This window comes from Candidatus Poriferisocius sp. (assembly GCF_965219815.1).
Taxonomy (GTDB): domain Bacteria; phylum Actinomycetota; class Acidimicrobiia; order Acidimicrobiales; family Bin134; genus Poriferisocius.
The window spans coordinates 1513778-1532471 of record NZ_OZ244791.1; the positions used below are offsets into that span (position 1 = coordinate 1513778).

Here is an 18694-nt window from a genome sequence, read left to right on the forward strand (position 1 = left end):
ATTGCCGACTGAAACGCCTTCCGCACCTGATCCCACTCCAGGGGTCGTAGAGGAGTGGGGCTTGGAATGGGAAGACCTCGAGAATCTCAGGTTCGAGTTCGACGGGGAGATCATCCAACTCGAAGACGGGCAAGCGGTCGTTTCCTATGGAGGGGCGTCAGAAGACAGATACACCCTCCAAAACCGGGTGGCCCAAGGCGACCTCAATGGCGACGGTTACGACGATGTGGTTGCCCACATCGTGTTGGCCACAGCAGGTACGGGAACTTTCCACCTTGTGGTGGCGGTGATCGACAACGGTCAGGGCGGGGAGGCGCAAGCACCGGTTCGGGTGGGCGATCGCATTGTGATGGACCGAATCGAGGTGCGGGACAGGACAGTGGAGGTGGTGCTCTTCGACCGTGAGCCCGATGAGCCCTTCACGGTGATCTCTCGGCGTCAGATGCTGGAGATCGATTTTGCTGATCCTGAGCCGGCCGTGGCGGTGATCGACTCCCAACCGCTGGAGAGCCTCCCACCCCCCGGTCCCGACCTGCCCGAGATCGACATCCGATTCGACCCGGGTGCCATCGGCGCCATCGAGGCCGGGTCGATCGAATTCCGACAGCGCCAGACCTACACCGTCTACATCTCTGCCGGTCAGTGGTTCACCGCCACCCTTGACGCACCTCTAGGTGTATGGCTGGACGTGAGGCTCGAGGACCATGTGGTGGCCTCGGGGACGGAGCGGTTCCAGCATGTGCAAGCCGAGCTGCCGGCCACCGGCCCATGGAAGGTAACCGTGGTTTCGGCCCACGCCGGTGCCGCCGAATACAAGATGGCCATTGAGGCCCTGCCGCCGGGGTCGGAATACCCCCCTGCGACGACTCCAACTGAGACTCCCGACGAAGTTGAACTGCCTGACCAAAGCCTGGCGCCCACTAGCGATGGGACTGCCCCGGTCGTGTACTTCACATTCGACGACGGTCCCCATCCCGTCTACACCCCCCAGGTGCTCGACGTGCTGGCCAAGTACAACGCTCGCGCCACGTTTTTCGTAGTCGGCTCGCTGGTTGAGACCCTTCCGCGCACGACTCAACGCATTGTCGACGAGGGCCACACTCTCGCCAATCACACCTGGAACCACGAGAATTTGGCTGGCCTCCCCCGTGAAGCATTCGACGAAACGGTGGGCAGGACACAGGCCGTTCTCGGTTCCCGGGCCACCAACTGTTTGCGGCCTCCTTATGGATCGCTGGATGCCTTCACCCGGGAATGGGCGGCAGAACACGGATTGGTAGTCCAGACTTGGGACTACAGCCCCGAAGACTGGCTCCAACCCCCGGCTGCGGAAATAGCCCAAGGCCTCTTGGATCACGCCCGAAATGGGGCGATTCTTCTGCTTCACGATGGCGGCGGCCCCCGCACCCAGACGGTTCTTGGCCTTGATATGGCCCTTCAAGAGCTGACCAGCCGAGGTTTCCGCTTCGAGCCCTTGTGTACCTGACCTCGCAGTGCCAACGGTGCTGCCCGGCACCCGCCCGCCTAGGGTGAGCCGAATGGGAAAGCGAGCGGCGGCGATTGTGGGGCTCACGGAGTGGGCGCCGAAGCGGGTGTGGGACGAGCCCATGTTCACCATGGAGGCGTGTGCCCGGCTGGCGGCCGAGGTGCTGGCTGATGCCGAGGTGGACAAGGGCGAGGTGGACGGGCTGGTGATCAACGGCTTACGGGAGTCGCCGATGTTCGCCCCCTCGGCGCTGGCCGAGTTCCTGGGCATTCGCAGCAACTTCAATGAGGTGGTCGACCTCGGCGGGGCCACTCCGGCGGGCATGGTGTGGCGGGCCGCGGCCGCCATCGAGGTGGGGGTTTGCGAGTCGGTGCTGGTGTTCACCCCATCAGTGCCCGCCCCGCCTCAGCCGGGGGCCAACGGCGGCCCGATGAAGATGAAGATGGGGGCCTATATGGGCGGCGAGGTCTGGGGCTCCCCCCAGGGGCAGTTCGAGATCCCCGCCGGGCTGGTGGCCGCCACCCCCAGCTTCGCCATGGCCGCCCAGCGCTACATGGCCGCTTACGGGGTGAGCGAGGAGACGCTGGCCAAGGTGGCGGTGGACTCCCGCTACAACGCCCAGGCCAACCCCCTTGCGGTGTTCTACGGCAAGCCCATCACCGTCGACGACGTGATGAGCTCCCGATACGTGGCCGACCCGCTGAAGCTACTGGAGATCGTCATGCCGTGCTACGGCGGCTCGGCAGTGCTGGTGACCACCGCCGAGCGGGCCGCCCGGTGTCCGCACCGACCGGTGTACGTGAGCGGATACGGCGAGCACCTCACCCACAAGAGCATCACCTACGCTCCCGATATCGTCGACACCCCCATCCGGCTGGCCGCCGACCGGGCGTTCGAGATGGCCGGGGTGTCGCGCGACGCAGTGGACATGGCTTCCATGTACGACTGCTACACCATCACCGTGCTGTTGACCATCGAGGACGCCGGGTTCTGCCCCAAGGGCCAGGGCGGGCGGTTCATCGACGAGCACAGCCTGCGCTACGACGGCGACTGGCCCCTCAACACCCACGGCGGGCAGTTGGGCATGGGCCAAGCCGGTTTGGGCGGCGGAATGAGCCACATCACCGAGGCGGTGCGCCAAGTGCAGGGCCGGGGCGGAGAGCGCCAAGTGCCCGACTGCAACATCGCCTACGCCAACGGAACCGGGGGAATGTTGGCCGAGCAGGTGGCCCTCATCTTGGAGGGGGCCTGATGGTTCACTTCTCCACCGACGGCCGGCCTCTGCCCACCCCCACCCCGATTACCGCGCCGTACTTCGACGGACTGCGGGAGCGGCGGCTGGTGCTTCAGCGCTGTCCCCGCCATGGGTACTTCTTCTACCCCCGAGGTCGATGCCCAGTTTGCCTGGGCGACGACTGGGAGTGGGGGGAGCTGAGCGGCCGGGGCACGGTGTACTCCTTCACCGTCGACCGGGCCGGCCATGACCCGGCGTTGGCCAGCCGCATTCCGTTCGCCATCGCTTTGGTGGATCTCGATGAGGGTCCCCGCCTGGTAGGCAACATGGTGGACTGCGACGCTGCCGATATCTCAGTGGGGATGGCAGTAGAGGCCGCTTACGAAGACGTGGACGACGCCACTCTGCTGGGCTTCCGCCCTGCGGGCTAGCCGTCGTTGAAGGCCTGCCAGGTGGGTTCCTCGTAGGGGAGGGTGCCGAGGCCGTCGTGGTTCTCGGGCCAGTTGGCGGGGGGCAGGCCCAGCGGGTTCACCCCCACCTCGGCGCCGTAGAACAGTTTGTGGAGGCGGCGCACGAAGTACCAGTGGCCGTCGCGGCGCTCGTAGGTGTCGTCGTAGCGGATGGCCTGGTGGATCCACCGGTCGCCGTCGGCGATCTCGGCCTTGCAGTACACGTGGCCGGTGGCATGATCATCGTCGATGAGGTCGATCTGGTGGGTTCCGATGTTCAGAATTGACACCCTGATGGCTCCCACCGACTCCTCGAAGTTGGCCCGCAAGGCGTCTCGCCCGTAGCTGTCGCGGCCCACCCGGACGTCGTCGATGAACAGCTCAACGAGAGCATCTATATCTCGTCGGTCGATGGCTACCGCGTATCTAGAGGCGAGTTGTCGGATCTCCTCATAGGCCAGTAGGCGGGCGATGTCGTCCATCGCCGTCTAAACCGCCTCAGCCAGCCGGTTCTCGGTCCAGTCGATTTTCAGTTCCCGCACCGCAAAGCGCCAGCCCTCCTCCAGGCGGATGAACTGGTCGTGGTAGCGGATGAACATGATGAAGTCGGTGGTCGGGGAGCCGTCGTCGGGAACCGTCAGGTGGTGGGCGATGCAGTAGGTCTCGCCGGTGGCGGTGTCGCCGGAGATATCGGTCTGCTGTTGGCCGAGGAAGTGAAAGGTGGCGTCGTAGGTCATCCGGGAGATGGCCCGGGCGATCTCGTCCCGGCCGGTGCGCTCGCTGAGTATCGTTCCCCCGCTGGGCAGGTCGACTCGGCGCAGCACGCCATCGGGGGCGAAGCAGGCCGCCACTCCTTCAGGATCACCCCGGTCCACACAGCGGGCGTAGTCGGCGGCAAGGTCGGCCAGGGCATCTCGATCAGACATTTCTCTAGAGTAGGCTGCGGCCATGGCTGTCATCGATGCTGTTGATCTGGATGTGCGCCGGGTAGCGGGTGCGCTGGGTGCCGAAGTTCGGGGGTTGTCGCTGGCTTCGGTGTCCGATGCCGAGTTCTCCCTCATCCAAGACTTGCTGGACGAGCACCTGGTGCTGTTCTTCCCCGACCAGCACCTCAGCCCCGACGAACATCGGGCGTTCGCCATCCGCTTCGGCGAGCCGGAGATCCACCCCTACATCCCCAAGCTGGACGACGACCATCCCGAGATCGTGGTGCTCAAGGGCGAGTCGGGCTACGTGGCCGACGTGTGGCACACCGACTGCACGTTTGAAGCCTCCCCGCCCATCTGCTCGGTGCTCAACGCCATGACTATGCCCCCGGCGGGCGGCGACACCATGTGGTCGAACATGTACAAGGCCTATGAGACTCTGGCCGAGCCCATGAAGCAGATGATCAACGGGCTCACCGCCATCCACACTGCGGCCAACTACGGCCAGCCCGACCACAAGGCCGAGCATCCGGTGGTGCGCCGCCACCCCCGCACCGGCCGACCGTCGCTATACGTGAACAAGCAGTTCACCCGGCGCATCCCCCAGCTCAGCCGGGACGAATCGGAGACGCTGCTTGACCTGCTCACCGCCCATGCCTGCAAGACCGACTTCACCTGCCGCTATAGCTGGAGCGAGGGCACCATCGGCATCTGGGACAACCGGGCCACCCAGCACTTTGCGGTGAACGACTTCGACGGTGCCCGGGCCATCAGCCGGGTCACCATCCTGGGCGACAATCCCGAGCCGGCCTTCGACACCACCCAGTGGGAGCCCTATCAGTATCAGCGAGTCTCCGCCGCCGCCTACGGCCTCGACCGCGACTAGCAACTGCATCTGCCCATTTGCCTATGAGCGAAAGGGTCAACCACGTCGGGCTGGCGGTGGCCGACTTGGATGCCGAAACAGATTTCTGGGTCGGCGCGCTGGACTTTGAGCGGGTTGGGGCGCTGGATGCCGACGACGCGTCGACCGGACAGCTCTTGCGGATGGAGAGACCGGGGTTGCGGGCGGTGTATCTGCGCAAGGGCGACTTCGTGCTTGAGCTCTTGCAGTTCCGCGGGGCGGGGCTAGTGGATCGACCGAGCCGGGTGGTGAACGAGCCCGGTCTCACCCACCTATCGTTGAACGTCGCCAACATGGATGCTGCGCTGGAGCGAGTGAGAGCCCACGGCGGCGAGGTGCTGGAAGACACCCGACTGTGGGATGTCGCGGTGATGATTCGCACTCCCGCCGGACAGCTGGTGGAGTTGCTGGTGGGCTTCGAAACCCCGACTACCGACCTGGGAGAATGACCCGGTGATAGGAAACCCCAGAACCTATTGGGAGGCGATCGAGGCCCGGGCCGCCGCCACCCCCGATGCCCCGCTCACCATCGAACCCGACGGCACGGTGATGACCTTCGCCGGGTTCCGGGATTCCGCTGAAAGGGTCGCCGCCGGTCTGGCTGCGCTGGGCATTGCCGCTGACACCCGGGTGTCGTGGCAGCTCCCCAATGGGCGGGCGTCGCTCATATTGTCAGCCGCCTTGGCTCGACTGGGAGCCGTCCAGAACCCCATCATTCCGATCTACCGGGAGCGGGAGGTGGGCTTCGTGGTCCGCCAAACCGGGGCCCGGCTCTTGGTGGTGCCGTCGGTGTGGCGAGGCTTCGACTACCAGGCCATGGCCAACACCGTGGTGGCCGCCACCGAGGACTGCGACGTGCTGGTGTGCGACGGCGATCTTCCCGAAGGGGACCCCGCCACGCTGGCCCCGTTCGAGGCGCCCTTGGACGACGAGGGACGGCTCCCGGTGCGGTGGGTCTATTACACCTCGGGTACCACCGCCGACCCCAAAGGGGCCAAGCACGGCGACGACTCGGTGATCGCCGCAGCCCGCCACGTGTGGGAGAACCTGGAACTGCGGGCCGACGACGTGTGGCCCCTGGCCTTTCCGTACACCCACATCGGCGGCATCAGCCTGCTCATCGCCACTTTGGTGTGCGGCACTCCCATGTTGATGGTGGAGAGCTTCGACCCCGCAGCCGACACCCGCTTCTTCCGGGAGCACGGCCTGACCCTGGCCGGATCGGGCACGCCATTCTTCATCGCCTTTTTGGCCGAGCAGCGCAAGACCCCCGACCAGCCCATCTTCCCCAAGATGCGGGCCGCCATCGGCGGGGGCGCCCCCAAGCCGGCCGGGCTCCACATGGAGGTCAAGAACGAGATGGGCGGTGTGGGCATCATCTCCAGCTACGGCCTCACCGAGTGCCCCATCGTCACCTACTGCTTTCTCGATGATCCCGACGACAAGCTGGCCAGCACCGAGGGCCGGATCCTGGACGACACCAACTGGAAGCTGATCGACGGAGAGCTTCTATTGAAGGGCCCGACGCTGTGCCGGGGCTATCTGGACGAGGCACTGAACGAGACCGCCTTCGACGACGAAGGGTTCTTCTTCACCGGCGACCTAGCCGAGGTGGACGGCGAAGGATTCGTGACCATCGTCGGGCGCAAGAAGGATGTGATCATCCGCAAAGGGGAGAACATCTCGGCCAAGGAGGTGGAGGACGTGCTGTTCTCCCACCCCAAGGTGGCCGATGTGGCCGTCATCGGCCTGCCCGACGCGGTGTCGGGGGAGCGGTGCTGCGCGGTGGTGGCGCCCATGGCCGGCCAGTCATTCGGCTTCGGCGAGATGGTGGAGCACTGCAAAGACGTCGGGCTGATGAACCAGAAGATCCCCGAGCAACTCGAAATCGTGCACGAACTGCCCCGCAACCCGGTGGGCAAGGTGCTCAAAAAGGAGCTCCGGGAAACCTACGGAGGGTAACTGCCATGTCAACTACGCAGCCCAACATCTTGCTGATCGTGTCCGACGAGGAGCGGCGCAACCCATGGCTGGACGGGGCGGTGGACATGCCCGCCCACGACCGGCTGCGCCGCGACGGCCTGGACTTCAACCGCTACTACACCCACTCCTCGCCGTGCTCGCCGTCTCGGGCCAGCCTGTACACCGGCAGCTACCTGGCCGAGCACGGCGTGGTGGACAACGTGAGCTTCCCGGCCCACACGGCGCTAGACCCCGCCATTCCCACTGTGGGGCGGCTGATGCGAGACGTGGGCTACGAATCGGCCTACCTGGGCAAATACCACCTCACCCACGAGCCGATGCCCGACATGGAGGCCTTCGGCTACAGCGGTTGGCAGGGTGACGACCGCCACTACATCGGAGGGCCTTGGACCGGCCGGCACTTCGACCCGGTGATCGCCGACCAGGCGGTGGACTGGCTGCGAACCCATGGTGCCGATCCATCAGTCGGCCCGTGGTTCCTCACCGTGGCGCTGGTGAACCCCCACGACATCATGTGGTATCCCCTCGACCATCCGACATACCAAGAGGCCCATCCCGACTTGGTACCCCTGTTCAACTTCCTCCACGAGCACATGCTGGGCGGCAAGGTCGATCTTGAACCCCTAGAAGAGATCTACCCTCGCCGTTTCACCAAGCTGCCCGACAACTTTGACGACGACCTCCACACCAAGCCCGAGGTCCAGCGGGCTTGGCGGCATGTTCGCAACCGAGAGCACATGGTGGGCCACATGGCCCTCGACGATGTCGACTCCTGGCTGCGCCAGCTCGACTACTACGCCTGGCTCCATGAACTACTCGACCACAGCATCACCTCGGTTCTGGGGGCGCTCGACGACATCGGGGCCTACGACGACACCGTGGTCATCTACACCTCCGACCACGGCGACGCCTGCGGTTCGCACGGGCTGCGGGCCAAGTTGCCGTGCGTGTACGAGGAGGTCATGGGGGTGCCGCTCATCGTCAAAGCGCCCGGGCTCACCCCGCAGGGCGAGGCCACCGATGCGCTGGCCACCCACGTGGATCTGGCCGCCACCATCGCCGCGCTTGGCGGGGTGGACGTGGACAACTCGCCCACCCTGTCGGGCAAAGACCTCAGGCCGTCGCTGGCCGACCCGTCGACGTCGGTGCGCGACTACGTGCTGTTCAGCCAGGACAGCGCCCAGTCGGAGCTGCTGCGCCACAGTCGCTACGCGGTGCGGGGCTTCTTCGACGGCGAGACCAAGTACGCCCGCTACTACGGCGTGGGCGGCGGCATCGACCGCACCGGCAACCCCGCCCCTGAGCCGAAGCTGTTCGACACCGACGCCGACTTCGACGACCACGACCACGAGTGGTATTCCCTGGCCGACGACCCCCACGAACTGGTCAACCTGGCCAACGACCGCTCTCGGCGGTCTGAGCTGCGGGATTTGTTCGGCCGTCTATTGGAGTACGAGGCTGCTGAACTAGGCAGCTAGCTCTATTCGGGGCGGCACCCGTGTAGGGTGGCCGTCTGACGGTTGCCAGATCTTTTATTCCCAAGCCGGTTTTCCGGGGCTGGTCTCACGCGCTGGCCGCGGTGGCCGCCACGGTCCTCTGTCCCATTGTCGTCGCCTTGGGTCCGGGCGGCGCCGACCGGGCGGTTGTAGCGGTTTATGCCATCGCCGTGGTCTTCATCTTCGGAGTGAGCGCGGCCTACCACGCAGGCACCTGGACCCCAAGGGTGAAAGAGACATTTCGCCGCCTGGACCACTCGATGATCTTCGTGTTCATCGCGGCCAGCTACACCCCGGTGGGCTTCTTTGCGCTTGGAACCGGTTCAGCAACCCTTGTCCTGAGCGTGGTGTGGTCGGGCGCCGCCTTCGGCGTCTTCGGTAGGTTGATGTGGCTCCACGCTCCCCGTTGGGTGTTGGTCGCCCCCTACCCGATCGTCGGGTGGGCCGCGCTGCTGGTCATTGGCGACATCTGGCGCAACATGGGCGTAGCCGGGTCAACGCTGCTGTTCATCGGCGGAGGCCTGTACACCCTGGGCGCCCTCATCTATGCCTTCCGCCGTCCTGATCCATGGCCGCGCTGGTTCGGCTACCACGAGATCTTCCATCTGTTGGTAATTGCCGCGGTAGCCATCCACTACGTGGCGATCGCTTTCTTCGCCCTTCCGCTGGCCTGAGCACGCCTAAGCAGGAGTTCGACCTGCAAGCCTTTCCCCCGAACCTGGGTCCCGAGGAACTCGACGATATCGCCAACACCTACAGAGGATTGTGGGAAGCCATACAGGCAGCGCACAGCACAGGCACTTGCACCAGGAAGTTCATCCGCACCCAAGCTGATCGCTTGCGGAGTCTCGCCGACCGGGTTGGCACCCCTCCTACCGACGAGGCCATCCGCGCCGAGGCCGACGTGTTCGACCAAATGGCCCGCCGGGCGGCCCGTTCACCGAATACTGCGGCAGCCCGCTACATCCAGATGCAGTGCCATCGGCGTTTTGCCGCCGCGGTGATCATCGCCAATTACCGCCGCGGCGGTTAGCGGTTCGACTACTCGCGCTTCCAGCCGCCGGTCTGAATCTGCTGCCAGAATGCGGCGTCGCGCTCATCGGCGGGACGGCCCACATGGGTCACCACGTCCACGTCGGGGGACTCGGCCCTCAGCGCGGCCGCGGTGCACTTCTCGGGTGGGCGGTGGGCGAAGGGGTCGAATCGGTAGTGGCGCATGGCGTTCTGGTGGGTGATCTTGGCCACCACGTCTTCGGGCAGTTCGCCCATCAGCTTGGCCACGTATTCGGGAGCCTGGGGCCAGGTGCCATCAGAGTGGGGGTAGTCCGACTCCCAGCACAGGTTGTCCACGTTGAACTCATCCAGCAGCTTCACGCCGATGCGGTCGTTGATGAAGCAGCACAGGATGTGGTTGCGGAACACGCCGGTGGGGCTGCCGTCGATGCCGAACTCGTGCTTGGTCCAGCCCGAGTGGCGGTCTTGCACGTGCTCGGCCCGCCACAGGAAGTAGGGGATCCAGCCGATGTCGCCCTCGGTGAGCGAGAACTTGAGGTCGGGGAAGCGGTCCCAGAACTCGGCCCACACCAGCTCCACCAGCGTGGAGATGGTTAGCGCCGACGACAGGGTCATGGGCACGCTGGGAGGAGCGTCGGGCGAGGCGCCCATCGAGCGAGACGATGAACCCAGATGGCAGCACAGCACGGTGCCCAGGTCGCTGCACGCCGCGAACAGCGGGTCCCATGCGCCGGAGTGGATCGACGGCATGCCCAGCATCGCCGGGTTCTCCGAGAAGGTCACCGCGTAGCAGCCCTTGCTGGCCAGGCGCTTCACCTCGGCCACCGCCCGGTCGACGTCGAACAGGGGCAGGATGCCGCAGGGGATGAACCGGTCGGGGTAGGCACCCACCCACTCGTCGACATGCCAGTCGTTGTAGGCCTTGATCATGATCTCGTTGAGATCGGGATCGGGACCCTCGTTGAGCACCTGGCCGGAGAACCCGGTCCAGTTGGGGAAGTTCAGCCCGGCCAACTGCCCGCCGGCGTTCATGTCTCGCACCCGCTCGTGTACGTCGTAGCAGCCGGGGCGCATCTCGTCGTAGCGGCTGGCGTCGATGTTGTAGTGCTCCCGGGGCTTGCCTGCTACTGCGTTCAAGCCGAGGTTTCGGCCGGGCAGCTTGCCGTAGTACCACTGTTCCCGCCCGTTCTCGTCGGTGACCACCTTGGGGGCGTGCTCCCTGTACTTCTCGGGCACGTGGGCTTCGAACATGTCCGCCGGCTCGGCGATGTGGTCGTCAACGCTGATCAAAATGAGGTCGTCGGGGTTCATGGTGTTCCTCTGAGGTGATTCCTAGGACTTCCTAGGGCTCAACGGTAATAGAGACGGCTTTGTGAATGCCTGCTTGGACAAGGGTCTGCACGGCATCCGCGGCTTGTTCCAGCGGGAAATGGTGGGTGTGGAGGCGCTCTACCGCCAGGGAACCCGACTCGATGAGCCGAACCGCCTGCCGATAGCTGTGGAAGTCAACCGTGCGCACCCCGATCACGGTCTGGTAGCGCATGGCCACATCGTCAGACGGAAAGCCGTCCACCCCATGGCCCTTGAGGCCGGCCAAAACGATGGTGCCCCCCAATCGGGCCATGGACACTGCATCAACCACCGGCTGGGTGGCGTGCGGGGTGGTGTCCACCACAATGTCGGTCCCCCGGCCGTTGGTTTCGGCCAGCACCCGCTCCACCGCATCCTCCGACTCCACGTCGATGGTCACATCGGCCCCGAACTCGGCCGCCAGGGCCAGTTTGTGGGCGTCTTGCGCCCCCAATCCGGTGACGAAAATCGCCGACGCCCCCGCGGCCGCCGCCGCAATCACGCAGGCCAACCCCCGCTGGCCCGGGCCGAGCACGGTCACGGTGTCGCCGTAGCGCAGGTTGGGGGCCGACACCGCCCAAGCGAACCCCGCCCCCAGCGGGTTGTACAGCGCCGCAATGCGAGGCGGTATCGAACTGTCGATCTTGTGGGGGACTGACCCCGGCGCCAAATACATCATCTCGGCGTATCCGCCCCACAGCGCCGGAGCCCGCCCAGTGGGGGTGAAGCCGTGGTTCCCCGGCGCCACCCGGCACATCTGCTGGTCGAGACACGCCAGACAACGCCCGCACCCGTAAGCAGCTTCAGCCACCACCCGGTCGCCCGGCTTCAGCCCCCAGCGTGCCGCATACCGCTCGCCGATCTCCTCGATCACCCCGACCGGCTCGTGCCCCGGAATCACCGGATAGTTCATCAGCGAACTGCCCGAATAAGTCTCAACGTCAGTACCGCAAATCCCACACGCCTCAATCCGCAGCAGAGCATCGTCCTCTCCCACGGCGGGCCGGCCAAACTCCTGCATCTCCAACCGCTCCGGTCCCACCTGCACCATCGCCAGCACCGCATCGCTCATGGCGATGATCCTACGATGCCCCTATGACGCTTCTTGACCTGACCATTGATGAAGTGCTGACCACGACTCGGGCTGTGCGGAAGCGGCTCGACTTGGATCGGCCTGTCGAGCGGACTGTGATCGAGGAGTGCCTGGAACTGGCGTTGCAGGCGCCGACCGGATCGAACCAGCAGCAGTGGCACTGGATCGTGCTCGACGAGCCCGAGGTGATCGGCCAGGCGGCCGACATCTACCGGGAGGCCATGGCCCAGTACTCGGCTGACATCGCCGAGGGGCGAGAGCACTACGAGCGCCAGACCGTGCGAGCCGAGCAGATGTCAGAGTCGGTGGCCTATCTGCGCGACAACATGCACCGCCTTCCCGCGATGCTTGTCCCGGTGCTGGCCGACCGGTTCGGCGTATTGCGCGGCGACCAGGCCCAGACCTTCCACCACGCCAGCCAGTGGGGTTCGATCATCCCCTCGGTGTGGAGCTTCATGCTGGCCCTACGCAGCCGAGGCATGGGCAGCGCCTGGACCACCATCCACCTCCACCGCGAACAAGAAATGGCCGACCTGCTGGGCATCCCCTACGAGACCCACATCCAAGCTGGCCTCTTCCCCATCGCCTACACCATCGGCACCAACTTCCGCCCCGCCCTCCGCCAGCCCGCAGCCAAAGTAACCACCTACAACCACTGGATCCCCGACTGGGAGTAGTTGCTGGGCATGCCCATGTCATGCAGCTAAGACGTCGATTTAGGTGTTGAGGGGCCCCGGGGTACGGCCCATGAGTGTGCCGTCGCAGATATCAAAAACAAGCATTGTGCTTGAGTTTGATAGCCTAAGCGGCGTGCATCAGGCAAAAGTTGCCCCCAACGACCTTGCGGATTGGCTCGTCGGCCAGGGGCGGCACTTCATCTCATCTGCCGAAGTTGCTGACATTCTTGGCATCAATCGTGCCTCCGTACCGGGAAGCCTGGAGCGAGCTCGCAAGTCAGGCAAACTGATTTCGGTAACAAAAGGTGGATGGGTGCCGGTACCTCCGGAATATCGGAGCGCGAGGGCACCGCCTCCGAGCCACTTCATCCATCAGCTCATGGAGCATCTAGGACACCCGTACTACGTCGGCTTCCTTTCGGCCGCGGCAATCCACGGGGCCTCGCATCAGGCGCCGATGGTGTTCCAGGTAGTAACGCCAGCCCAGCTTCGCGACCGCAGAATCGGTCGCGGTCAAATCCGATTCATTCGGCGCTCGGAAATTGCCGATCGACCTCGACAGCAGCAGAACGTCCCAACTGGACGGATTTGGGTATCGACACCTGAAGTGACGATTTTCGATCTCGTGGAGACACCACTTGAGGGAGGAGGACTCTCCAACGTGGCGACGGTCATCGGAGCCCTTCTGATCGAGGGGCGTCTGAACTCAGCGTTGATGGCTTCCATCGGGCGGCTGTATCCGTTGGCCGTGGTGCAAAGGACCGGGTTTCTCGTCGACTACATGGCCGGGGAAGTAGGAATCGAGTGCGATACTGAATCCTTGCGCAGTTTGGCTCGTGGTGGTCGCTATCGAGATCTGTCGCCGGCAAATGGTGAAGGATCTCCAGACCCACGCTGGCACATAATGGCCAACATCGAGATTGAACACGACTTGTGATCACCGAAGCTGACATCGCTCACTGGCAGCAGCGCGTCCCCTGGCCTCTGCTTGAGCAGGTTGAGCAGGACTTGGTTCTATCTCGCCTGATCGTCGAAATCGCCAACCACCCGCTCCTTGGCGATGAATTGGTATTTCGAGGCGGCACCTGTCTTCACAAACTATGGCTTCAACGACCATGGCGCTATAGCGAAGACTTGGACTATGTGCGGCGCTCCCCTGGTGGGGTTGGCGAAGTGTTTGATGCGATTCGCGATGTTGCAGCAGTCGTAGGATTCGACCGAGTTCAGACTGAAGTGAGCCAGTATCCCAAGGTAAGGCTTGAATCGACTTTCGTTGGGGGCGGTCCAATGCGGATCAAGGTCGAGATAAACACATTTGAGCGCTCGCCGGCCCAGCCAACGGCGACGAGAGAATTCGAAGTCGACAGCCCATGGTTTTCGGGTGGCGCAGTTGTGCCAACCTTCGCACTGGAAGAGTTGACCGCAACCAAGATCCGCGCTCTGTTCCAGCGCAAGAAGGGTAGGGACCTCTTCGATCTCTGGCTTGCGGTGGAGCTGGCCGGGGCGGCGCCGCAAGACATCGCAGCTTGCTTTGGCCCTTATCGGCCAGATGGCTGGACCCCCAATCGGGCACTCGCCAACCTCGAAGCAAAGTTGGATGATCGCGAATTCACCCAGGACTTAGCGCAGCTACTACCGGACTGGCCAGACGGCTACACCGTAAATGTTGGTGCCGCGGCAGCTCAGAGCGTCATCGAGAGGATCAACCAGTAGCCATTTGTCGATATCCACCTGTTCGAATAGCTCGTAGCGGTGGACTACCACGACTCCGGGGTCGGCCTAGCGAGCGGCTGGGAGTTCCCGTTCGTTTGGCGATATGTGGATTCAGGCGTCGATGGGGGTGAGGGCGAAATCGAGCTTGTATCCGAGTCCGGCAAAGTACCGGGTGAGAGTGCTGAGTTTGGCATCGGTAAGGCCGCGGGATTCCAACTGGGCCACTGACGACTTGGTGACGCCCATGGCCAGTGCCACGTCTTTCTGGAGGACACCGGCAGCAATTCGGAGGTCCTTGAGGCGCGCATCAAGGGACAGCAGAGCAGAGGTCTTCGCCTCGATTTGAGATCGTTCAGTGGGAGAGAAGTCGATCCCGTCGAGTACGTCTTCGACGGTCTCAAAATCAACGGGATCCTGCGAGCCAGTGATCTTCATTGAACACCTCCAGTGCATGTCAGTTTATCCGCAAATAAACAAATGGCAATGGGCTCCCCTCCTAGAAGATCCAGTTCGAATGAGCGGAGAGGCCTGAGGTGCAAGGAGCTTATGGAACCGAATGCCGGTCTTGTGCGTCTATAGGCCAAGGGGGCAGATCGGTAGGTCTATGAGGAATCCGAAACGCCGCGACTTGGCTCGCTGGTTGTGCCAGCGAGTTCGGCTCGCCGGGGTGGCTGTAGTTGTCTTGAGCTTGGTTTCCACGGGTGTCGCCGGGTGTGGAGACTCGCCAAGCGAGGTCTCTGGCATCGCCTCTCCAATTGTTGAATCTGGCATGGTCAAACCGACAGTGCCCGTCACGCCGATGCCGACTCTGGTAGCTCCCACACCGACCTCGCCTGTCCCTGCTCCGACGCCGACCCCGGTAGCTGGCTCGCCGGCTCCGGCAAACCCTACCGCCACGCCGACCCCGGTAGCTCCAACGCCGACAGTTCCCCCTCCGACCCCGACCCCGGATCCGACCAGTTCTGTATTCGTTATCAAATATTCAGACATTCCGCCAGAAATCGGAGCCCGCATTTTGGCGAAAGAATATTGGGCAACAAATGTGCTTCCTGGTGGTGATGCCTCAGAGAGTAGACGTTACGTATACAAAGTCACTTGCGAAAAGCCCGGTTCGATTGCATATGTTCAGAATCTCATGGTACAGGCAACTCTAGGCGAGGCAAACAACCTGGCTGATACGACCGTCGATTCAATTGGCCGGCACTCATGGCGTGTTCCATGGAGGGGTGGATTTCTCCAATTTGGTTATCCGAAGGTCATTGATCCATGTCAGGTCGTGATACTAAGTGGCAGCGGAGGATCGACGGTTTGGTGGTTTCCGTCACTACACGGGGAGCCGTATCTACTGATGAGAGTGTCTAGTGACGGCGATAACTGGAGTGATCCAGTACGGCTTTCGGTTCCCTTCACGCCCTCGCCACTCCGTGTCCACGGAGATGAAGTACGTTCTCCACCGATTCATGTAATTTCGGATGGTAATCACCTGCTGATGGCAATAGAAGAGGAATCTAGTGTCAAGGTATTCATATCTACTGACTTGGATGAATGGGAGCAATTGACGATTCCGTTCCACCGTCCGGACTATCTCCCCCCACAACTCGCAGTTTCATTTTACCTGGAAGATGTTGTATTGGGTCCAAATGGCTGGCTTATTTTAACTACAGTTACAGTACGAATTCCCATTTGGCGTCTCCTTCCTGATGATGTCAAAGAGGATATAACAGGATGGTATAATCTATGGAGTTCGTCGGAGAACGGTGAAAGAGGACTTTTGTTCAACTGGATTGCTGCCGATGGATCATCCAAGTACAGATTCGTCTCTTTTGAAGAGTTGGGCATTAGTGATGAGATATTTTCAACCTATGGAAGTGAATTTGGAAACAAGCTATACTTGCAAAGTCCCAACTTCTCTGGGTGGGTGTGGGCGCAAAAGTGGGAATCAAATATTCCGTCTGAGAGTTCAAATAATTGGGTTGAATTACCGTATACGCCCCTCAAGGTGTGTTGCGATGTTATTGGAACACAGGAAGGCTATATGGCTTTAACCATTCCGCATTTCGCTGGATACGACCCGCACAGAAGCGGGGAGCAGAGAATCTATTATTCTCGCGATGGGTATGAGTGGGTGCCTATCGACACTCCAGAGAGTGTGCATTCGAATGACTGGCATGAGCAGGGCGATACTCCTTTCACGTTCATTTGGTCCATACGAAGCCATGAAAGCGATGTGCTTGTATCGGGACATTGGTATTCGTTCTCTGATTACCAGCGTGATCCAATTATGTGGATTATTGATCCAGACGGGACCAATTGGCGGGAGGTTGACCCTGCCGACCTTGCCGACTGACTTAGATCAGAGCGGGCTTTAGCGCCAGGTGATGTGGGCGGGGAGGTCGCTGTAGGCGAGGTTGGCGGGGAGGGGTGGGTACTCGAAGCCGTCGACGGGGGTGAGGGCGGAGACGCGGTCGAGGAGGGTTTCGATGGCGGTGACTCCTTCTAGGCGGGCGAGGCTGGCGCCGGGGCAGACGTGGGCGCCGGCGCCGAAGGCAACATGGTTCAAGGGGTCGGGGCGGTCGAGGCGGAAGTCCTCGGGGTCTTCGTATTGGTCTGCGTCGCGGTTAGCTGAGGCCAGGCCCACCTCTACCCAGTCGCCCTGTTGCATGTCCACCCCGCCCAAGTGGGTGTCCTTCAGGCACCGCCGGGCCACTCGGGGAGCGGGGGAGTCGTGGCGCAGCGACTCCTCCACGAATACTGGGATCAGCTCTCGGTCGGCCTCCAGAGCGGCCCAGTTTTCGGGCTCGACGATGAGCCGGTGCATGGAGTGGGCCAGCAGGCCGCGGGTGGTGTGTACCCCGCCCAGCACCATCGTCTGAAGCTGGTGGGCGATCACGGTGTCGCTGAGGGATTCGCCCTCGATCTCCGCATCCAGAAACACCTTGTAGGTGTGCGAGCTGGGCTCGTCGGCTTGTCGCTCTTGGGCCACCAAGTCTTTCAAGTAGCCGGTGATGGGTGGGCCGTCGGGGGCGTACTGGGGGCACACAGCCCGGAACATGACCGAGCCGTCTGACGACCACACCTTCAGCTTGTCGGCCCCGCCCTCGGGCAGGCCGATGATGCGGGCGATCACCTCGCAAGGAATGGGCACGGCGTAGTCGGCGTGCAGGTCCGAGACTTCGTTGTCTACCAGCGCGTCCAGCAGCCCCTCGCAGGTCTCTCGCACGAACGGCTGGATCCTCATGGTGCGGTGGGGACCCAGCGCCGAGTTGTACAACCGGCGGATCTGCCCGTGGACCGGCTCGTCGATCTCGGGGAGAAACAGCTGCTCCTCGGGCACTTCCTCCACTCCCGTCAGCCCGGTGCCCGGCGTCATGTCGGAGCCGTAGGTGTCCACCGCGTACAGCAGCTCGTCGGCCTCTTGGCGGCGAGTCAGGTAGTAGCCCAGCGGCGTCTTGGCCACTGGTCCTTGCTGGCGGAGTTCGGCCAGCAGGTCGAAGGGCAGACCCGTCTCGAAGTACTCGGGATTGTGGGGATCGAACGCCGGCAGGGTGTCGGTCATGGCTTCGCCTTCCCCTACTCCTCGAACGATTCCCGCCATGGCCCGGCCAGGTGCCCGCCGTCGATCACGAACTGGGCGCCGGTGATGTAGCTGGCCTCGTCGCTGGCCAGGAACAGGGCCAGCGAGGCGATCTCGTCGGGCTCGCCCATGCGCTTGATGGGCTGCATGTCCATGAGCCGGTTGAGCCGAGCCAGGGTCTCGGGCGGAGCCTCCTGCACCATGGGGCTGTTGATCACCCCGGGGTGGATGGAGTTGACCCGCACTCCCAGCGGCCCGAGCTCGATGGCGGCTGAGCGGGTCATGCCGGTGACCGCGAACTTGGTGCCCGAGTAGCTGGTCATGCCCAGCACGCCCACGATGCCGTCGATGGAGGAGATGTTCACGATGGCGCCGTTGCCGGTGGACACCAGAGCGGCTTTGGCCGCCCGCATTCCCAAGTACACCCCGTGGAGGTTGATGTCGGTCATCTCGTGGTGGGTCTTGAGATCGAGCCCCTCCAGCGTGCCGAACGCCCCGATCCCGGCGTTGTTCACCAAAATGTCGAGCTTGCCGAACCGCTCTAGGGTGGCGGCCACCGCCGCGTCCCAGTCGTCCTCCCGGGTCACGTCGAGCTGTTGGTAGAAGGTGTCAGGGCCCAGCTCGGCGGCCAGCTGCTCGCCCAGCACGTCGCGCAGGTCGGTGATGGCCACCTTGGCCCCTTCGGCGACGAATCGGCGGGCCTCCGCCTCGCCTTGGCCCCGAGCGCTGCCAGAAATGAGCGCAACCTTGCCTTCCAGTCTTCCTGTCATTCGCTTTGCCCCTTGTCGATTTAGG

At 63.3% G+C, this 18694-nt stretch carries 20 protein-coding genes; 13 read left to right on the forward strand and 7 right to left on the reverse strand.

Annotation, left to right across the window (positions count from 1 at the left end):
• Positions 1 to 61 precede the first annotated feature (61 nt).
• From ACOQPI_RS07245 to ACOQPI_RS07255, 3 genes are read left to right on the forward strand one after another with little or no spacing between them, the layout of a single operon-like run.
• Positions 62 to 1486, forward strand: coding sequence for a polysaccharide deacetylase family protein (locus ACOQPI_RS07245; RefSeq protein WP_420619005.1), 1425 nt, complete (start codon positions 62 to 64; stop codon positions 1484 to 1486).
• A gap of 52 nt (positions 1487 to 1538) precedes the next feature.
• Entirely contained in the window at positions 1539 to 2738 is a 1200-nt protein-coding gene (locus ACOQPI_RS07250; protein ID WP_420619006.1) for a thiolase family protein, read from the forward strand.
• Positions 2738 to 3151, forward strand: coding sequence for a Zn-ribbon domain-containing OB-fold protein (locus ACOQPI_RS07255; RefSeq protein WP_420619007.1), 414 nt, complete (start codon positions 2738 to 2740; stop codon positions 3149 to 3151). The genes ACOQPI_RS07250 and ACOQPI_RS07255 overlap by 1 nt, the downstream gene beginning before the upstream one ends.
• On the opposite strand, the gene ACOQPI_RS07260 is transcribed toward ACOQPI_RS07255, so the two are convergent.
• Both ACOQPI_RS07260 and ACOQPI_RS07265 read right to left on the reverse strand, forming a co-directional pair.
• Positions 3148 to 3651 carry a nuclear transport factor 2 family protein gene (locus ACOQPI_RS07260; RefSeq protein ID WP_420619008.1) on the reverse strand — a complete coding sequence of 168 codons (504 nt, stop codon included), beginning with the start codon at positions 3649 to 3651 and terminating at the stop codon, positions 3148 to 3150. The two genes, ACOQPI_RS07255 and ACOQPI_RS07260, sit on opposite strands and share 4 nt — an antisense overlap.
• A gap of 6 nt (positions 3652 to 3657) precedes the next feature.
• Positions 3658 to 4095 (reverse strand): nuclear transport factor 2 family protein, encoded by a 438-nt coding sequence (locus tag ACOQPI_RS07265; protein WP_420619009.1) that lies wholly within the window; start codon positions 4093 to 4095, stop codon positions 3658 to 3660.
• Between the two features lie 22 nt (positions 4096 to 4117).
• On the opposite strand from ACOQPI_RS07265, the gene ACOQPI_RS07270 reads away from it, so the two are divergent.
• From ACOQPI_RS07270 to ACOQPI_RS07295, 6 genes are all read left to right on the forward strand, one after another.
• On the forward strand, positions 4118 to 4981 hold the full coding sequence (locus tag ACOQPI_RS07270) for a TauD/TfdA dioxygenase family protein (RefSeq protein ID WP_420619010.1): 864 nt from the start codon (positions 4118 to 4120) through the stop codon (positions 4979 to 4981).
• 23 nt (positions 4982 to 5004) lie between these two features.
• The gene (locus ACOQPI_RS07275) at positions 5005 to 5448 is read left to right on the forward strand and encodes a VOC family protein (RefSeq protein WP_420619011.1); all 444 of its coding nucleotides are present in this window, start codon (positions 5005 to 5007) and stop codon (positions 5446 to 5448) included.
• A gap of 4 nt (positions 5449 to 5452) precedes the next feature.
• Entirely contained in the window at positions 5453 to 6961 is a 1509-nt protein-coding gene (locus ACOQPI_RS07280; RefSeq protein ID WP_420619012.1) for an AMP-binding protein, read from the forward strand.
• Positions 6962 to 6966: 5 nt separating this feature from the next.
• Complete coding sequence (locus tag ACOQPI_RS07285; RefSeq protein WP_420619013.1) at positions 6967 to 8460, forward strand: sulfatase-like hydrolase/transferase; 1494 nt, start codon at positions 6967 to 6969, stop codon at positions 8458 to 8460.
• 56 nt (positions 8461 to 8516) lie between these two features.
• The gene (trhA, locus tag ACOQPI_RS07290) at positions 8517 to 9152 is read left to right on the forward strand and encodes a PAQR family membrane homeostasis protein TrhA (RefSeq protein ID WP_420621003.1); all 636 of its coding nucleotides are present in this window, start codon (positions 8517 to 8519) and stop codon (positions 9150 to 9152) included.
• Positions 9153 to 9316: 164 nt separating this feature from the next.
• Positions 9317 to 9511, forward strand: a complete 195-nt coding sequence (locus ACOQPI_RS07295; protein ID WP_420619014.1) for a hypothetical protein — start codon at positions 9317 to 9319, stop codon at positions 9509 to 9511.
• An 8-nt stretch (positions 9512 to 9519) separates the two neighbouring features.
• On the opposite strand, the gene ACOQPI_RS07300 is transcribed toward ACOQPI_RS07295, so the two are convergent.
• Together ACOQPI_RS07300 and ACOQPI_RS07305 are read right to left on the reverse strand one after the other, a co-directional pair.
• Positions 9520 to 10803, reverse strand: a complete 1284-nt coding sequence (locus ACOQPI_RS07300) for an amidohydrolase family protein (protein WP_420619015.1) — start codon at positions 10801 to 10803, stop codon at positions 9520 to 9522.
• Between the two features lie 31 nt (positions 10804 to 10834).
• Complete coding sequence (locus tag ACOQPI_RS07305; protein ID WP_420619016.1) at positions 10835 to 11914, reverse strand: zinc-dependent alcohol dehydrogenase; 1080 nt, start codon at positions 11912 to 11914, stop codon at positions 10835 to 10837.
• Between the two features lie 23 nt (positions 11915 to 11937).
• Here ACOQPI_RS07305 and ACOQPI_RS07310 point away from each other — a divergent pair, with 23 nt between their 5' ends.
• The 3 genes from ACOQPI_RS07310 (at position 11938) to ACOQPI_RS07320 (ending at position 14325) form a co-directional block, all read left to right on the forward strand.
• A complete protein-coding gene (locus ACOQPI_RS07310; RefSeq protein ID WP_420619017.1) occupies positions 11938 to 12612 on the forward strand; it encodes a nitroreductase family protein in 675 nt (224 codons plus the stop codon).
• A 70-nt stretch (positions 12613 to 12682) separates the two neighbouring features.
• On the forward strand, positions 12683 to 13549 hold the full coding sequence (locus ACOQPI_RS07315) for a type IV toxin-antitoxin system AbiEi family antitoxin domain-containing protein (protein WP_420619018.1): 867 nt from the start codon (positions 12683 to 12685) through the stop codon (positions 13547 to 13549).
• Positions 13546 to 14325: a nucleotidyl transferase AbiEii/AbiGii toxin family protein gene (locus ACOQPI_RS07320; RefSeq protein ID WP_420619019.1), complete on the forward strand. Its 780-nt coding sequence runs from the start codon at positions 13546 to 13548 to the stop codon at positions 14323 to 14325. Before ACOQPI_RS07315 ends, ACOQPI_RS07320 begins: the two co-directional genes overlap by 4 nt.
• Before the next feature lie 111 nt (positions 14326 to 14436).
• On the opposite strand, the gene ACOQPI_RS07325 is transcribed toward ACOQPI_RS07320, so the two are convergent.
• On the reverse strand, positions 14437 to 14760 hold the full coding sequence (locus tag ACOQPI_RS07325; protein ID WP_420619020.1) for a helix-turn-helix domain-containing protein: 324 nt from the start codon (positions 14758 to 14760) through the stop codon (positions 14437 to 14439).
• A 1054-nt stretch (positions 14761 to 15814) separates the two neighbouring features.
• On the opposite strand from ACOQPI_RS07325, the gene ACOQPI_RS07330 reads away from it, so the two are divergent.
• Positions 15815 to 16672, forward strand: coding sequence for a hypothetical protein (locus ACOQPI_RS07330; protein WP_420619021.1), 858 nt, complete (start codon positions 15815 to 15817; stop codon positions 16670 to 16672).
• A gap of 18 nt (positions 16673 to 16690) precedes the next feature.
• Here the strand turns inward: ACOQPI_RS07330 and ACOQPI_RS07335 are convergent, their stop codons facing one another.
• Both ACOQPI_RS07335 and ACOQPI_RS07340 read right to left on the reverse strand, forming a co-directional pair.
• Positions 16691 to 17920, reverse strand: a complete 1230-nt coding sequence (locus ACOQPI_RS07335; protein ID WP_420619022.1) for a cytochrome P450 — start codon at positions 17918 to 17920, stop codon at positions 16691 to 16693.
• Positions 17896 to 18669: a glucose 1-dehydrogenase gene (locus ACOQPI_RS07340; RefSeq protein ID WP_420619023.1), complete on the reverse strand. Its 774-nt coding sequence runs from the start codon at positions 18667 to 18669 to the stop codon at positions 17896 to 17898. The genes ACOQPI_RS07335 and ACOQPI_RS07340 overlap by 25 nt, the downstream gene beginning before the upstream one ends.
• Positions 18670 to 18694 lie beyond the last annotated feature (25 nt).

Coding starts and splice junctions, on each gene's coding strand:
- ACOQPI_RS07250 (WP_420619006.1), top strand. CDS start 1,539: ATGGGAAAGCGAGCGGCGGCGATTGTGGGGCTCACGGAGTGGGCGCCG.
- ACOQPI_RS07255 (WP_420619007.1), top strand. CDS start 2,738: ATGGTTCACTTCTCCACCGACGGCCGGCCTCTGCCCACCCCCACCCCG.
- ACOQPI_RS07260 (WP_420619008.1), bottom strand. CDS start 3,651: ATGGACGACATCGCCCGCCTACTGGCCTATGAGGAGATCCGACAACTC.
- ACOQPI_RS07265 (WP_420619009.1), bottom strand. CDS start 4,095: ATGTCTGATCGAGATGCCCTGGCCGACCTTGCCGCCGACTACGCCCGC.
- ACOQPI_RS07270 (WP_420619010.1), top strand. CDS start 4,118: ATGGCTGTCATCGATGCTGTTGATCTGGATGTGCGCCGGGTAGCGGGT.
- ACOQPI_RS07275 (WP_420619011.1), top strand. CDS start 5,005: ATGAGCGAAAGGGTCAACCACGTCGGGCTGGCGGTGGCCGACTTGGAT.
- ACOQPI_RS07285 (WP_420619013.1), top strand. CDS start 6,967: ATGTCAACTACGCAGCCCAACATCTTGCTGATCGTGTCCGACGAGGAG.
- ACOQPI_RS07300 (WP_420619015.1), bottom strand. CDS start 10,803: ATGAACCCCGACGACCTCATTTTGATCAGCGTTGACGACCACATCGCC.
- ACOQPI_RS07305 (WP_420619016.1), bottom strand. CDS start 11,914: ATGAGCGATGCGGTGCTGGCGATGGTGCAGGTGGGACCGGAGCGGTTG.
- ACOQPI_RS07310 (WP_420619017.1), top strand. CDS start 11,938: ATGACGCTTCTTGACCTGACCATTGATGAAGTGCTGACCACGACTCGG.
- ACOQPI_RS07315 (WP_420619018.1), top strand. CDS start 12,683: ATGAGTGTGCCGTCGCAGATATCAAAAACAAGCATTGTGCTTGAGTTT.
- ACOQPI_RS07325 (WP_420619020.1), bottom strand. CDS start 14,760: ATGAAGATCACTGGCTCGCAGGATCCCGTTGATTTTGAGACCGTCGAA.
- ACOQPI_RS07330 (WP_420619021.1), top strand. CDS start 15,815: ATGGCAATAGAAGAGGAATCTAGTGTCAAGGTATTCATATCTACTGAC.
- ACOQPI_RS07335 (WP_420619022.1), bottom strand. CDS start 17,920: ATGGCGGGAATCGTTCGAGGAGTAGGGGAAGGCGAAGCCATGACCGAC.
- ACOQPI_RS07340 (WP_420619023.1), bottom strand. CDS start 18,669: ATGACAGGAAGACTGGAAGGCAAGGTTGCGCTCATTTCTGGCAGCGCT.